This window comes from Arthrobacter sp. 01T425 (assembly GCF_056398725.1).
The window spans coordinates 34407-50192 of record NZ_JBFTPY010000012.1; the positions used below are offsets into that span (position 1 = coordinate 34407).

12 protein-coding genes are annotated in these 15786 nt (G+C 68.9%); all 12 read right to left on the reverse strand.

Annotation, left to right across the window (positions count from 1 at the left end):
- Positions 1-6 precede the first annotated feature (6 nt).
- Positions 7-1320 (reverse strand): M18 family aminopeptidase, encoded by a 1314-nt coding sequence (locus tag AC1DNG_RS14210; protein WP_476856778.1) that lies wholly within the window; start codon positions 1318-1320, stop codon positions 7-9.
- A 62-nt stretch (positions 1321-1382) separates the two neighbouring features.
- Positions 1383-2273 (reverse strand): intradiol ring-cleavage dioxygenase, encoded by an 891-nt coding sequence (locus tag AC1DNG_RS14215; RefSeq protein WP_476856795.1) that lies wholly within the window; start codon positions 2271-2273, stop codon positions 1383-1385.
- A gap of 247 nt (positions 2274-2520) precedes the next feature.
- Positions 2521-3984 carry an amino acid permease gene (locus tag AC1DNG_RS14220; RefSeq protein WP_223914895.1) on the reverse strand — a complete coding sequence of 488 codons (1464 nt, stop codon included), beginning with the start codon at positions 3982-3984 and terminating at the stop codon, positions 2521-2523.
- 285 nt (positions 3985-4269) lie between these two features.
- Positions 4270-5031: a response regulator gene (locus tag AC1DNG_RS14225; protein WP_476856777.1), complete on the reverse strand. Its 762-nt coding sequence runs from the start codon at positions 5029-5031 to the stop codon at positions 4270-4272.
- Positions 4991-6370 (reverse strand): sensor histidine kinase, encoded by a 1380-nt coding sequence (locus AC1DNG_RS14230; RefSeq protein ID WP_476856776.1) that lies wholly within the window; start codon positions 6368-6370, stop codon positions 4991-4993. The genes AC1DNG_RS14225 and AC1DNG_RS14230 overlap by 41 nt, the downstream gene beginning before the upstream one ends.
- A gap of 49 nt (positions 6371-6419) precedes the next feature.
- Positions 6420-7304, reverse strand: coding sequence for an ABC transporter permease (locus tag AC1DNG_RS14235; RefSeq protein WP_476856775.1), 885 nt, complete (start codon positions 7302-7304; stop codon positions 6420-6422).
- Between the two features lie 3 nt (positions 7305-7307).
- The gene (locus tag AC1DNG_RS14240) at positions 7308-8249 is read right to left on the reverse strand and encodes an ABC transporter ATP-binding protein (RefSeq protein WP_476856774.1); all 942 of its coding nucleotides are present in this window, start codon (positions 8247-8249) and stop codon (positions 7308-7310) included.
- A 177-nt stretch (positions 8250-8426) separates the two neighbouring features.
- Positions 8427-9923 (reverse strand): phosphatase PAP2 family protein, encoded by a 1497-nt coding sequence (locus AC1DNG_RS14245; protein ID WP_476856773.1) that lies wholly within the window; start codon positions 9921-9923, stop codon positions 8427-8429.
- A 15-nt stretch (positions 9924-9938) separates the two neighbouring features.
- A complete protein-coding gene (locus AC1DNG_RS14250; RefSeq protein WP_476856772.1) occupies positions 9939-11126 on the reverse strand; it encodes an MFS transporter in 1188 nt (395 codons plus the stop codon).
- On the reverse strand, positions 11123-11896 hold the full coding sequence (locus AC1DNG_RS14255; RefSeq protein ID WP_476856771.1) for a DeoR/GlpR family DNA-binding transcription regulator: 774 nt from the start codon (positions 11894-11896) through the stop codon (positions 11123-11125). The genes AC1DNG_RS14250 and AC1DNG_RS14255 overlap by 4 nt, the downstream gene beginning before the upstream one ends.
- Positions 11897-12036: 140 nt before the next feature.
- The gene (locus AC1DNG_RS14260; protein WP_476856770.1) at positions 12037-13719 is read right to left on the reverse strand and encodes an ABC-F family ATP-binding cassette domain-containing protein; all 1683 of its coding nucleotides are present in this window, start codon (positions 13717-13719) and stop codon (positions 12037-12039) included.
- Between the two features lie 35 nt (positions 13720-13754).
- Complete coding sequence (locus tag AC1DNG_RS14265) at positions 13755-15773, reverse strand: penicillin-binding transpeptidase domain-containing protein (protein WP_476856769.1); 2019 nt, start codon at positions 15771-15773, stop codon at positions 13755-13757.
- Positions 15774-15786 lie beyond the last annotated feature (13 nt).

A 15786-nucleotide genomic window follows, 5' to 3' on the forward strand; every position in this document is an offset into this window, starting at 1 on the left:
CAGGCGTCAGGCCGCCGTCCGGAAGAACGTCCGGGTCACCGCGGCCAGCCGGTGCGGGTCCTCGACGCCGCACAGCTCGCGCGCCGAATGCATCGACAGCAGGGCGACCCCGACGTCGACCGTCCGGATTCCCAGCCGGGTGGCGGTCAGCGGGCCGATCGTCGACCCGCACGGCATCACGTTGTTGGAGACGAATTCCTGGTACGGAATACCGGCGTCGGTGCACAGCCGGGCCCAGAGGGCGGCGCCGGCGGCGTCGGTGGCATAGCGCTGGTTGGCATTGATCTTCAGCAGCGGACCACCGTTGAGGACCGGCCGGTTGGCGGGATCGTGCCGCTCGGGATAGTTCGGGTGCACGGCGTGGCCGGCGTCCGCGGAGACGCAGAACGACGCCGCGAAGGCCTGCCGCCGCTGGCTTGCAGAGGCGCCGAGTCCGTCCGAGATCCGCACGAGGACGTCTTCGAGGATGGGCCCGCACGCCCCGGACCGGGACGCCGAGCCGATTTCCTCGTGGTCGAAGGCGGCCAGCACGGCAATCGGCGCACCGTCCGGCACGGGTGTGGCGGCGTGCGCGATCAGCGCCGTGAGCCCGGCGTGCGTCGCGGAGAGGTTGTCGAGCCGGCCGGAGGCGAAGAATTCGCCCCTGGCGCCGAACACCGCCGGCGCCTGGGTGTCTGCGATGACGACGTCGTACCCGCCGATCTGCGCCGGATCCACCTCGGCATTGGCAACGCGGTCCGCGAGGAGTCCGAGCAGGTCCTCGCCGGCGGGATCGCCCAGGCCAAAGACCGGATTCATGTGCTGCTGCTTGTCCAGGGCCAGGCCCTCATTGACGGCCCGGTCCAGGTGGATGGCGAGCTGCGGGAAGCGCAGCAGCGGACCGGTGGCCGTGAGGTGCTGCGTGCCGTCGCGCATGACGAGCCGGCCGGCGAGCTGGAGTTCGCGGTCCAGCCAGGAGTTCAGGAGGGGTCCGCCGTAGACCTCGACGCCGGCCTGCAGCCAGCCGAACTTGCCGGTAGTGGGCTTCGGCTTGAGTTTGAAGGAGGGCGAGTCCGTGTGCGCGCCGAGAATGTTGAAACCCGTGGTCGGTCCGGCGCCTGCCGGCACCACCCAGGCGATGAGGGCGCCGTCGCGGATCACGTAGAACTTGCCGGCGGCGGCCGCGGGCTCCGGCCAGGGCTGCAGTTCGTCCAGGCCGGTGAAGCCCGCCGCGTCCAGCCGGCGCGCGGCCTCGTGGACGGCGTGGAAGCTCGACGGCGACGCGCTGACGTACGCGCCGAGGTCCTGGATGTGCTCTGCGGCAGTGCTCGGTGTGGGCATGGCTCCGAGTCTAGCCCGGCACGCACGGGCCCCGGGGGCCGCGGTGCCGGGCGACGCCGCGCCTAGACGGTGACGTTGAGACCGGCGGCGTAGCCCGCGGCCACCGAGCCGGTGATGGTGGCCAGCTGGTAGATGCCGCCGTCGTTGCCGAACACGTTGTCGGACTTCAGCGTGGTGCGGGGGAAGTTCTGCGCGCTGGATTCGTACCCGGCCGACGCGTAGACCTCCTTGCACGCGGCCTCGGTCAGCGCGATCTGTGACACCGCCAGGACCTGGCCGGCCGCCGTCGCATTGTTCATGGACTCGAACACTTCGAAGTGGATGTGCGGCCAGCGGCCGTTGTAGGCGCCGGGGTAGATGGTCTTGAACGTGACCTGGCCGTTGGCGTCGGCCTCCTGGACGCCGCGGAGGTAGTTCTCGTTCTGAAGCCCCGAATCGTACATGGAGTATTTGCCCTCGCGGTCACAGTGCCAGGCGTACACCGCGGCACCGGCCAGTGGGGTGCAGCCGTTGGCGTTGTCGAGAAGGGTCAGCGTGACGGTCAGCGGTACGCCCTCGGCTGTGCTGGTGGAGGTCCCGAAGCTGGATGTGATGTCCTGACGAACCACGCCGGATGCCTCGAGGACGTTGGGCCCGTTGGAACCGTCACCGGGGTAGGGGCCGGCGGTTTCCTGCGGGATTTCGACCCCGCACTCGGCGATCGCCCGGGTGAGCGTCGGAGTGGCCGACGCCGACGCGGCCGAGGGCGCCGGGGCTGTTGCGGCCGAGGTCCCCGCGGCCGACGTCGAACTGCCGCTGGTGCCGCTGGTGCCGCCCGGGCTGCAGGCCGCAAGGGCTGCGGCCGTTCCCGCGCCGAGGAACATGCCCAGCGATCGGCGGCTGACGAGGGTGGAGAGATCGAATTCCAGGCCGCGGTCGTGGTTGGGGTGCGGCTCGTGCGGGGGCTGCGGCATTTTTGTCATGACCCCATCGAACCCGGCAGCGCTATGGGCTGGCTAGTCCCTTCCTGTGACGCGGCTGTGCCCCGGCACGCATGGACATGCCCTCCCCTCGGCCCGGGGACTGGGCATGTCCCCCCGGCACGCATGGATATGCCCTCCCCTCGCGCCGGGCAGTGGACATGATGGCGCTATGTCCAGTGGTGGGCGCAGGGGGAGGGCATGTCCGGTGGAGCGGGACGGCCGCGGGGGCCTTCCGGGGCTACGACACCGGGCGGGCGCCCACTGTGGCGTCTTCAGCGCCAGGCTCGGCGTCAACCGGGGTGGCGTCCCCGGCAGGAGCCTCGCCGGCCCCTGTTGCGGGAACAGCGGCCTTGGCACCGTTCCTGCGGTAGCGGATGACCCCGATCCCCACGACGGCGGCGGCGAGAGCCAGCGAGAGCAGCAGCGATTCCCGCGTGGTTTCCAGGATCACCATGCCGATCAGCAGGGCCACGATGCTCACGATCGACACCCAGGTCAGGTACGGGAAGAGCCACATTTTCAGCTGAAGGTCCTTGGCGGCGGCGCCCATGCGGCGGCGCAGGATCAGCTGGGAGGTCGCGATGACGAGCCACACGAACAGCGCGATGGCGCCGGAGGTGTTGACCAGGAACAGGAAGACCGTGTCCGGGGCGACGTAGTTCAGTCCGACGGTGACGAAGCCGACCACGGTGGAGGCCAGTACCGCGGCGGCGGGCACGCCGCGCTTGGAAATCCGCATCCACGACTTGGGGGCGTCGCCGCGGCGGGACAGCGAGAACAGCATGCGGCTGGCGGTGTAGAGCCCGGAGTTCAGGCAGGAGAGCACCGAGGTCAGCACCACAATGTCCATGATGGTTCCGGCGCCGGGGATGCCGAACAGCTCAATGACCGCGACGTAGGGGCTCTTGGCGACGGAAGCGGAGTTCCAGGGCAGCAGGGTGACCACAATGGCGATGGAGCCGATGTAGAACACGAGGATGCGCCAGACAGTGGACTTCACGGCCTTCTTGACGGCATCGACCGGGTTCTCGGATTCGCCGGCGGCAATGGTGGCAATTTCCGCGCCGAAGAACGAGAACACCACCACGAGGATGCCGGCCAGGACGGCGCCGGGGCCGTTGGGCATGAACCCGCCGTTGCCGATCAGGTTGTCCAGGCCGGGCGCCGGAACGCCGGGGATGAGGCCCAGGATCGCGGCGACGCCGAAGAGCAGGAAGAGCACGATTGCCGCGACCTTGATGGAAGCGAACCAGAACTCGAACTCGCCGAACGACTTAACGGACCCGAGGTTGGTCAGCGTCAGCAGCACCATCAGGGCAAGCGCCCACACCCACTGGTCAATGCCGGGGACCCAGCGGTGCATGATCGCTGCCCCAGCCGTTGCCTCGATGCCGAGGACAATGATCCAGAACCATGCGTAGAGCCAGCCGATGCTGAACCCGGCCCAGCGGCCCAGGGCCTTGTCCGCGTAGGTGGAAAATGAGCCGGTTTCCGGGTTGGCCGCGGCCATCTCGCCCAGCATCCGCATGACGAGGATGACGACGAGTCCCGCCGCGGCGTACGCAACCAGGATGCCGGGGCCGGCCTGCTGGATCGCCGCACCCGAACCGACAAACAGTCCGGCGCCGATCACTCCGGCGATGGCAATCATGGACAGATGCCTGGGTTTCAGGGATTTTGAAAGCTGCTGGTCAGCGGGCATGGAAGCGCCGTCCTTCGTGGGGGGTTCAGGCCCGCTCGATGCCGGCACGGAATCGAATCCATGCTGTGCGGCGGACCACAATGTCGTTTCACACTAGACCGCGCGGCGGACCGTCCGTCTTGTGCAGTCCCACAAATGACGGCCGGTCAGACCGGGCCATCACCCAACGCGAGGGCCATAGGGTCAACCAAAGTTGCCTCACGGGCAATTCGGCAATGTGCCTGAAACCACTGCTTCAGGTACTACCTGCCGGTAACCTGCCTTGCGGCGGCAGGGCGGCGGCCGTCAGTAGTCCGCGTTGCTGGGCACCACGAGGCCGGTCTCATATGCGTACACCACGGCCTGGACGCGGTCGCGGAGGTGGAGCTTGGTCAGGATCCGGCGCACATGCGTCTTGACGGTGGCCTCGGACAGGAAGTACCGGTGCGCGATTTCGGCGTTGGAGAGTCCCTCCGCCATCGCCCCGAGCATCTCGTTTTCGCGGGGTGTCAGGTCCTCCAGCAACGGGTCCCGCGCCGGGCGTGCGGGGCTGCCGGCCTGCTGGCCGCCCTCGTCCGCCCCGGCGTGCTGGCCGCCGGCGCCGCCTGTCCCTGCAGGATCCGGGCCGCCTGCACCGCGGACATAGGTCTCCAACAGCCGCTGCGTAACACGGGGTGCCACCACGGCGTCGCCACTGGCCACCACCCGGACCGCGCTGACCAGTTCTGCCGGCGCCACGTCCTTGAGCAGGAACGCAGAGGCCCCTGCCCGCAGTGCTGCAAAGGCGTATTCATCGAGGTCAAAGGTGGTCAGGATGATGATTTTGGCGTCGGAGCCCGAGGCGGCGATCGCCCGGGTGGCCTCGATCCCGTCCAGCACCGGCATCCGTACATCCATCAGGACGACGTCGGGCGCGAGCTCCCGGACGTGGCGGACCGCTTCGGCGCCGTTGGATGCCTCGCCCACGATGCGCAAATCGTCTTCACCCTCCAGGATGAGGCGGAAGCCCATCCTAAGCAGCGGCTGGTCATCCACCAGCAGGACGCGTACCGGCGTGTTGTCGGACATTGTTTCCCCTTGATTCCGTGGCATTCTCGCCGTTGCAGTTCAGTTCCGCGTGCACGCGCCAGCCGCGGTCACCGGCGCGCCCGGCGTACACGGTGCCAGCGTAGATCCTGGCCCGCTCCCGCATCCCGGCGATTCCATGCCCGGTGCCGAAGGAGTCCAGTGCGTCAGGCTTCGCCTGCGCGCCGGTCCCGGGAGCGCCCGGGTCAACGGTGCCCCTGCCGTCGTCGAGCACTTCAATGGTGACGCGGGAGCCGTTCCGGACAATGCTGACCTCCACCCGGCTGAGGGCGCGGCCGTAACGCAGCACGTTGGTCAGCGACTCCTGCACAATTCTGTAGACGGTCAGCTGGAACGCCGCATCGTCGGGCAGGGACGGGCCGGTGTGCGTGTAGTGCAGGGGCAGTCCCGCGGTGCGGAAGCCCTCGAGCAGTTTGGCCAGGCTGCCCCCGGCCACCAGCGGCTCGCGCGGGGCATGTCCGGTGGGGGCGTCCTCGCGCAGCACGCCAAGGACGCGCCGCATGTCGGCCAGCGCGGTGCGCCCGGTCCGGGAGAGTTCGGCCAGGACGCCGGCGGCGCGCTCCGGATCCTTCTTGACCACGACGGCGGCGCCGTCCGACAGGCTGATCATGACCGTCAGCGAGTGCGCCACGACGTCGTGCATTTCGCGCGCGATCCGGTTCCGTTCCGTGACCGAGCCCAGCTGCTGGGCCCGGGCGGCCCAGGCCGCGATCTCGTGCTCGTGCTCGCGCCGCTGCCGCACCGAGATCCCGATCCCCGTGGCGATCACATTCGAGAGCGCGATGCCGATGCCCGCCGCGATGCCCGTCAGCAGCTGGAAATTCTCCGGTGTGCGGACGGCCATGTCCGGGAGCCGGCCGTCCAGCGGGCCGACGGCCAGCAGGAAGTACAGGAGCAGCAGCGGGGCGGTGGTCAGGGCCAGGGCGGCTAGGGCGAACCGCCGGGTGCGGACGACGGCGACGGCGTACAGCGAAAACCAGAGCCCGGCGGAGACATTGGACCCCCAGGGATGCAGGAAGGTGACCGCCAGTTCCAGGGCCCCCACAACAGCCGCCACCCGCACCGGATACGCCCGCCGGAAGAGCAGGACCGGCGCGGCCGCGGCGAGCAACACGGCCACCGGCCAGTCGCCGTGGATGACCGATTCGACCGCCGTGGGCGTGACCAGGACCAGGTAGCAGAGCACCACCAGGACGTCCATGACCCGCGGATTGGCCAGCAGGTAGCGCCGGAGCCGGCCGCGGCGGCGGGCCGTGAGTTCAGCAAGGGACGCGTCGGCCGGTCCGGCCGGCGCGTCCCTGACAGGTACCGCATCGATCATGCTCTGAGCCTAAATGCTGAAGGGCTTGGACGCTGCCCGTGGCGCCGGCCTAGACGTCCCGCCTCTTGAGCAGGACGGCGGCCAGGAGCACCGGGATGACAACCCACGCGCCCAGCACCAGGGCCGCCTGCCAGGCTTCGAGGGTGTCCGGGATGTGCTCCACCGCGGTCAGCGGATCCACGGTGTTGCCGGGCAGGTATTTGCGGGCCTCCACGAAGAAGTCGCCCGGAATGAGCTGGAACGCGATGGGTGCCACGAAGAACAGTCCCACCAGGCTCATGATGCCGCCCGCCGAGTTGCGGATCAGCGTGCCCAGCGCCATGCCGATGGCCGCGACCGCCGCCACGTAAATGCTGTTGACAAGGAGCAGCTTGACCGACTGCGGGCTGCCCAGGTCCAGGCCCAGGCCGTAGTTGTCCAGGATCGGCACGGATACGAATCCGGCGGCCAGGGTGGATGCGGCGGTGACGACGAAGGAGGTCACCACCACCACCACGAGCTTGGCCGCGAAGGCGGGGATGCGTTTAGGCACCGCCGCGAACGTGGACCGGGCCATGCCCGTGGTGAACTCGGAGCTCATCAGCAGCACGCCGAGGGAGCCCAGGATCAGCTGGGCGAACGCGATGCCGGAGGTGGGAACGCTGACGGCGATGTCGCCGCCCTGGGCCGCGAGCCTGGCCCCGACCTCCGGGTCCCGGGCCGCGGCCTCGGAGAACTGGCCCGTCCCCCAGGCCGAAAGCGCCCCGAACCCCACCATGACCACCACTGTTGAGCCGAGCAGGATCAGCGTGGAGAGCAGGGTGCGGAACTTGATGAATTCGGAGTTGAGGACCCGCAGGAAGCTGGGGCCGGGGCCGGAACTGCTGCCGTTTCCGGACCGCTGTGAGTCGGCGCCGCGGCGCGAGGGCGTGGATTCAACGGTTGTGGAGCTCATGGCTTAGTTGCCTCCGGCTTCGACGGGAACGGCGCCCGTGGTGATCAGCGAGTGGTATTCGACCTCATCCTTGGTCAGTTCCATGTAGGCCTCCTCGAGGCTGGCCTGCAGCGGGGTGAGTTCGTAGATCATGACGTGGTTCTCCAGCGCCGCAGTGGCGATCTGGCGCGGGTCCAGGCCTGTGACTTCGAGGAGTTCGCGCTCTTGGACCTCCACCGAGACCCCGGTCCCGGCCAGCAGCTGCATGAGCCGGTCCGGCTGGTCGGTGCGGACCCGCGTCCGGCCCTGGCCCTTGCCTGTGATGATCTCCTGGATCGGGGCGTCCGCAATGATCCTCCCGCGGCCGATCACGATCAGGTGGTCCGCCGTGACTGCCATCTCGCTCATGAGGTGGCTGGAAAGGAAGACCGTGCGGCCCTCGGAGGCCAGGTACTTCACCAGGTTGCGGACCCACACCACGCCCTCCGGGTCAAGGCCGTTGACGGGCTCGTCCAGGATGACGGTCTGCGGGTCGCCCAGAAGGGCGGCGGCGATGCCCAGCCGCTGGCCCATGCCGAGCGAGAAGCCGCCGACCTTCTTCCTGGCCACCTCGGCCAGCCCGGTCATCTCAATGACTTCGTGGACCCGTTTCTTCGGGATGCTGTGGGTCGCCGCCATGGCCAGAAGGTGGTTGTAGGCGGAGCGGCTCGTGTGGACTGCCTTGGCATCGAGCAGCGCGCCGACGTCGCGCAGCGGGGCGGCGTGCCTGGTCAGCGGGGACCCGTTGACGGTCACCGAGCCCGACGTCGGCCGGTCCAGCCCCATGATCATGCGCATGGTGGTGGATTTTCCGGCCCCGTTCGGACCCAGGAAGCCGGTGACCCGGCCGGCTTCGACGGTGAAGTTGACGCCGGCGACGGCGGTCTTGTCGCCGTAAACCTTGGTCAGGCCTCGTGCTTCGATCATGGAAGCGTTCCTTTGCGTAGCGGGAGATGATCCGGGGCACCGCAGTCACGGGCCCGTCTGCACACCACGCTACCGAGGCAAGCTGCGTATTTCGCCGGTCTCAGGGATGATTCAGGGGCTAATCAGGGTAGTCCGGGAGGATGACAGGGGTTGGATGACGGGTTTGGATGACGGGGTTCAGCCGAGGGGCGAGTAGTAGGTCAGCGCGCCGGGGCGGACCGTGAATTCCACCCGCCGCACCCCGGGCATGACCTCTCCGTCGACGGCGAGGACCATGGGCCCGTTCCCGGGTTCCACCGTGATCCGGTCCGTTTCGCTCAGATGGGTGATCCCGGACGTGGCCACGGTGCCCGTGAGCACGGCCCAGAGCAGGCGCAACCGGGCGAACGGCTCATCGGCAGTGATCATCCGCAGGTCCAGGACACCGTCGGCGAGTACCGGGCGCACCAGCGGCGCGTGGTCGCGGGGGTAATAGCGGCCGCGGCCGATGTACAGGATCCAGAGCCGGTGCCGGACCCCGTTGACGATCAGCGTGGTGGGGGTGCCGGCCGCGAAGGTCCGGAACATGGCCACCACTCCGGCCAGGGGTTTGCCCAGTGCCGGCTGGAGCTGCTCCCGCCGGCGGACCAGGTTCGGGTAGAGGCCGATGCTGGCCGTGTTGAGCATGATCAGCTCGAGCTGCTCCGGGCTGTCGGGGAGCCCGCGCTCGACACTCACGTGGCCGACGTCGGCCACGGCGGCCTCGCCGCGCGACGCCGCCTGCACGGCGTCCGCCAGGGTGGGGGTTCCGGCGTCGCGGGCGAAATGGTTCAGCGTTCCGCCGGGGAGCACCAGCAGCGGAAGGGAACGTTCGACGGCGGCGGCCGCCGCGGCGCCCACGGTTCCGTCGCCGCCCCAGACGCCCAGGGCCGCAATGCCCGGTCGGGTCGCGACCTGGGCGATGCCCGCGTCGACGGACTCACCGGGCCCGATTTCCTTTATATACGCCTTAGGGAATACTTTTTGCAGGGCGTCGACAGTCTCGTCAGCATAGGACCCGCCGAGGGTGTTGACCGCGATGCCGAGCCCCTGGCCGTCCGGTAGTTCCGCGGCCGGGGCGGCGCCGCGGCTGGTTTCCGGGAACGGCGGACGGACGGGCCACCACTTCCGCGTCACCATGGCCGCGCCGGCGCCGATCGCGGACCCGAACAGCACATCCGAGGGCCAGTGGGCCCCGGTGTGGACCCGGGAGTAGGCCACTCCGGCCGCGACGGGGGCCAGCGCCGCACCGAGGGCCGGGCGGACCATGCCCACCCCGAGTGCGAAAGCCACCGCGGAGGCGGAGTGTCCCGACGGCATCGACGAACTCGTCGGTTGCGGGTTCACGAAGCGGAAGACCGGAAGGTGTTCGGGCAGGGGGCGGGCCCGGGGCAGGAGGGTCTTGAACACGACGTTGGTGACCGCCGAGGCGGCGCCTTGCGCGATGAGTCCGTGCACCGCTGCCCGGCGCGTCTTGCCGGGCACCAGGGCCATGGCTCCGGCAACGCCGAACCAAAGTTTGCCCTTGTTGGCGGCGGCGGACAGACGGCGGAAGAAGTCGTCATGGCCTCCTCCCGGCAGATTGGAGACGGCGCGCACCAGTTTGCGATCGAATTTCGACAGGCGGCCGGGGGCCTTCCTCAGCATGGTTCGCATTGGACCACCATACTGCTACCTCGCGGGCAGCGGCTTCGCGGCTCCGGCGAGGACCAGCGCCACCACAATCGGAATCCCGATCGCCAGCAGGGCGGTCCTGACACCGGTGACATCGCCCAGGTAGCCGAGCAGGGGCGGCCCGGCGAGGAAGGCAATGTAGCCCAGTGTGGACACCACGGACACCCGGGCGGCCGCCTTCTTGGGGTCGTCCGCGGCGGCGGACATTCCGATCGGGAACGCGAGGGCCGCCCCCACGCCCCAGAGCACGGCGCCGGCGGCGGCCAGCCAGATGGTGCCGGCGAACACGAAGAGGCAGAGGCCCGCGGTCGCCGCCGCCATGCTGGCCCGCAGCACGGCAACGCGGCCGTAGACGTCGATCGCACGGCCACCGAAGAAGCGCATGGCGGTCATGGCCAGGACGAACGCGGCGAACAGCAGCGCCCCCGTGGACTGTTCGGCGCCCAGGCCGTCAACCGCGGCCTTGGCAATCCAGTCGTTGCCGGCGCCTTCGGTCAGGGTGGCGCCGAGGACGACGACACCGATCAGCAGCGTGCGCCCGTCCCGCCAGGCCGAACCTGCGTTGCCCCGGTCCGCGTCCCCCGCGGCGGGTGCCTCGGCAGGCAGATGGGGCAGGAAATACCGGGGGGCCACCGTGGTCAGGACGGCGACGACGGCGGCTATGACCAGCAGGTGCTCCGGGAGCCCGACCCCCAGGGTGGATAATCCGGCGCCGATCAGGGCACCGACGAACGCGCCGCCGCTGAAGGCCGCGTGGAACTGCGGCATGATGGTGCGCCCGAGCCGGTGTTCGACGTCGGCACCTTCAATGTTCTGCGAAACATCCCACAACCCGACGCCTATCCCGAAGAAGAACAGGGCAATGGCAGTCCCAGGGATGGAGGCCGCCATCAGGGAGAGCGCGACGCCGACACCGGCCGCCGCGGCCACGAGTCCGGCGCTGCGGACGGTGTTGGCGGTGCCGATCCGGCCGACGACGAACCCGGCCGTCGGCAGGGCGATCAGCGAACCGACCGCGACGCACAGCAGCAGGGTTCCCATCTGGCCCGCGGTGATCTGCAGGATCTCCGTCACGGCCGGGATGCGGGCTGCCCAGCTGGCGAAAACTAATCCGTTGATCCCGAAGACAAGGAAAGTCGCCCCGGTGGCAGCCTTGAGTTGCGGGACGGTTGCGGTACTGGTCATACGATCACTGCTTCCACCGAGTGCTGGGCGAGTTGGTCAAGTTCTTCAGGGCTGAGCTGCCGGTCGGTCACGATGGCATCCACGGCGTCCAGAGATGCGACGAGGGCGACGGCGGTGGCGTTCCATTTGGCGGCGGCACAGGCGACGATCACCCGGGCGGCGGATTCGAGGCCGGCGCGTTTGACTGCGGCGTCGTCGAGGTCGTGGGCCAACAGCCCGTCCTTGAGGTTCAGGGCGCAGGGCGTGACGACGGCGGTGTCGAAGCGCAGCGAGCGGATGTTGGATTCCGTCATCGGCCCCCGGAAGGAAAGTTCGCCGGGGACGAGGCTGCCGCCGGGCATCAGGAGTTCGGGGCGGCGCCCGGCCGGACCGTCGTCCGCGGACAGCGCGGTGACGGCCCGCAGCGACATCGGCATGATCGTCATCTCACGCTGGCGCAACTGGCGGGCGATCTCCGTGGCGGTGGTGCCGCTGTCCAGCCAGACGTGTCCACGGTCCGCGAGCATGGCCGCCACCCCGGCGGCGATCCGCATCTTGGCGGTGTGGTCCTCGAGTTCGCGTTGCCCGTAGTGCGGGTTTTCGCCGCCGAAAACGAGGCTCTTGGCTCCGCCGTGGACCCTCCGCAACACGCCGTGCAGGGCCAGGATGTCGAGGTCACGGCGGATGGTGGCGCCGGAGGCGCCGCAGGCGGCCGTCAGATCGTCCACCGTCACGTGCTCCCGGTCGCGCAGCAGTCCGCCGATCAGGCGGTGCCGCTCATCAGTGTTCATGCTCAAATGCTAGCGGTTGGTGATCATTTAATCATTTGTTGCGCGTTTCAAATAGCAACGCGGGGTCACTTAGCGCCCATAACCGCCCCCGGAATGGGCGGTATCTGACCCCGCGTTGCTTAGTGGACCCCGCGATGGCTCTAGCGGGCGCGCTCGACGCGCTTTTCGTCCCAGACCGGTTCGGCGGACTCGTAGACCCTGCCGTCGGAGCCGAAAACCAGGAAGCGGTCGAAGGTTCGGGCGAACCAGCGGTCGTGGGTGACGGCCAGGACGGTGCCCTCGAAGTGGTCGATCGCCCGTTCCAGGGCCTCGGCCGAGTGCAGGTCCAGGTTGTCCGTGGGCTCGTCGAGCAGCAGCAGCGTGGCCCCGGAGAGTTGCAGCAGCAGGATCTGGAACCTCGCCTGCTGGCCGCCGGAGAGGGATTCGTACTTCTGCTCGGACTGCGCCGCCAGCCCGTAGCCGTCGAGGGCCCCGGCGGCGGCTTCGCGGCCCATGCCCGAGCGGTGCTCGTCGCCCCGGTGCAGGATTTCGAGCAGGGTCTTACCCAGCAGGTCGGGCCGGACGTGGGTCTGGGCGAAGAATCCGGGCCGGATCCGGGCGCCGAGTTTCACGGTGCCCTCGTGCGGCACCTCGGCGATCTCGACGTCGGACACCGGCAGGTGCTCCCGCTCGGGATCCGTGCCGCCGGTGGCGAGCAGGCGCAGGAAGTGGCTCTTGCCCGAACCGTTGGAACCCAGGACGCCCACCCGGTCGCCGAACCAGATTTCGGTGGAGAACGGCTTCATCAAGCCGGTCAGTTCCAGCTTGTCGGCCACGACGGCGCGCTTGGCGGTGCGCCCGCCCTTGAGCCGCATCTGCACGTTCTGTTCGATGGGAAGGGCCTCGGGCGGGCCGGCTTCGAGGAACTTCGCGAGCCGGGTCTGCGCCGCGTGATAGCGGTTGGCCATGTCGGAGCGGAACGCGGCCTTGTTCTTGTACATGTTGACGAGTTCCTTGAGCTTGACGTGCTCCTCGTCCCAGCGCTTGCGCAGTTCCTCGAAGCGCGCGTTCCGGTCGGCCCGGGCGTCCACGTAGGACCCGAAGCCGCCGCCGTGGATCCAGGCGCCGGCGCCGTTGATGCCCGGTTCCAGGGTGACGATGCGGCCGGCGGCGTTGTTGAGCAGTTCGCGGTCGTGGCTGATGAAGAACACGGTCTTCTTCGAATCATTCAGTTTGGCCTCGAGCCAGCGCTTGCCCGGAACATCGAGGTAGTTGTCCGGCTCGTCGAGGAGCAGCAGTTCGTCGGGGCCGGCGAAGAGGGCCTCGAGGACCAGCCGCTTCTGCTCGCCGCCGGACAGGCTCGACGCCGGGCGGTGCTGTGCCCGGTCGAAGGGCAGTCCGAGGGCGGCCATGCAGACCTCGTCCCAGACGGTTTCGACGTCGTAGCCGCCGGCATCCCCCCAGTCCACGATCGCCTGGGCATAGGCCATTTGGGTGGGCTCGTCGTCGTGCTCCAGCATGGCGAGCTCTGCCTCGTCGACGGCCCGCGCGGCGGCGGCCAGGGCAGGCGGGGCGGCGGAGACCAGCAGGTCGCGGACCGTGGACTCGTCCCGGACCTGGCCCACGAACTGGCGCATGATGCCCATGTTGCCGGACCGGCCGATCACGCCTTCGTCCGGGACGAGATCGCCGGAAATGATCCGGAACAGCGTGGTCTTGCCGGTCCCGTTGGGCCCGATCAGCGCTGTCTTGGTGCCGTCCGGGACCTTGAAGGTCACCCCGTTGAGCAGCTGGGTGCCGTCGGAGAGGAAGTAGTCGATGCCGGATACGTCAATATGAGCCACGCGTTCAATCTTCCCACGGCCGGGAAAGCGTCCGCTCAGCCGGCCCGGGTCAGGAACTCCTTGAGCAGCGGCCCGGACGTGGTGGCCCCGAGTCCGCCGTCCTCGACGAACACGGCGACGGCGAGGTCACCGTGCACGGCCACGATCCAGGCGTGCGTCTTGGGCGGGGTGTCGTTGCCGAACTCGGCCGTTCCGGTCTTGGCCCCGACGGGCTCGCCCGGGACGGAGGCCAGGAACCCGGCATGACCGCTGGTGACGACGGCCCGCATCATGTCAGCCAGTGCCGCGGCTTCCGCTGCAGTTACCGGCTTTTCGACGGCCGTGGCCGGTGCTGGGGCCGTCGGCGTCGCGTCACCGGAGGCCGGGGCAGCCGGCGACGTGCCGGCTGTAGCCGTTCCTGTGGGGGCGGCGCCCTGGGCATCTGGGGGACTGTCGCCCTCGTTCGGATTCAATACCAGCTGGGCGGCCACCGGGGCTCCCTTGGCAACCGAGCCGGCCATGACGGCGGCGGCCAGGGGGGACAGGAGCACTTTGCCCTGGCCGATCATGGAGGCGGCATGTTCGGTTCCTTCGGCATCCCCGGGGACGGAGCCGAGGAATGCGGCCGCGCCGAGCGCAGGTGCTTCAACTGCCACGCCCAGGGAGGTCGCGGCGGATTCGAGCTGTGCCTGGGTGACGGTGTCGCGGGCGTTGATGAACGCGGTGTTGCAGGAGTGCGCAAAGGCGTCGCGCAGCGTCACGGACCCCAGGGAGGACTCAGGGTATCCCTCGGCGTTCTTGAAGGTGCGGCCGTCCACCGTGAGGGTGGGCGGGCAGTTCACCTTGGAGTCGGGCGTCATGCCGTTGCGGAACATGGCCAGGGAATCGACCATCTTGAAGATCGATCCGGGGGCATACTGTCCCAGCATCGCGGTGTCGTAGCCGTTGCTGCCCGGCCCGGAGGCGGCCGCCAGGACGGCGCCGCTGGAGGGCCGGAGCGCCACAATCGCCGACGCCGGGCCGACCTTGCCGAGGACGTCTTCCGCAAGCTGCTGCAGCTTCGGGTCCAGGGTGGTTTTCAGCGGGGTGCCTTCTTTTATCTCAGTCTGAAAAAGTACGCGGCGTCCCGCGTTGGGCAGAGCCTGCTTCTCTGCGGCGGTGAGGCCTGCCTTCTCGGCGAAGACCTGAATGCCGTCGCTGCCGCGAAGCTGCGCGTCGTATTGCTGTTGCAGGCCACCGGTGCCCGTGGTGTCCCCGGCTTTGAGTGCGCCGTTCGATTTTTCGATCTGTTCTGCATTCGCCTCCGCTGCCGTGCCCAGCAGGGCGCGGGCGAAGGTGCGGTTTGGTGCCAGCGGAAGGGAGTCGCGGATGGCACGGGCGCCGGGAATCTCACCGATCTGAGCGTCGGTGATGGTCCGTCCTTCTTCACGCAAAGTGATGGCGGCAACGAACGCCTCGGGGCCGGCCGCCGCGACCTGCTGGCCGTACGCCGCAGGGTCGACCCCCACCAGTTGGGCAAGCTTGGTGGCGGAATCGGCGGCGTCTGCACCGCCGAGCGCCGGCTTGTCGATGCCAACATTGACCACGGGCCGGTACGTGACCAGCGGGACCCCGCCGGCGCCCAGGATGTCGGCGCGCGACGGCGAATGGGTTGCCGAGCCGACGAGCTCGCCTTCGGCCAGTTCGGGGACCAGGGTGGCCGGGTTCCAGACCGTCAGCCATTTGTCGCCGGACTTCTTGAATTCGGCGAAGGTGGTGTACTTCCACTCTTCGGAGCCGATCTTCCAGCGGTAGTTGAGCGGGACCGTGGCCTTATCGGACTCCAGCGTCAGTTGGCCGCTGTCCACTGCAGGCCGGGCCGGGTCAAGCCCCTTGAATATTTCCTTGAGCTGGTCGTTGGCGGCACCGGAGTCCTTGCCCTCAAAGGCGACGGATCCGACGTCGAGCGCGGACACCGCGGAGGCGAGCTGTTTGGCAGCGCTTTCGGCGCCCTCACGGCCGTCGCCGCAGGCGACCAGCGAGCCGCCAAGAACAAGGCCCACAAGGGCCAGTGCAAGTTTTGATGAGTTCCCCATGGCGCCCATTATG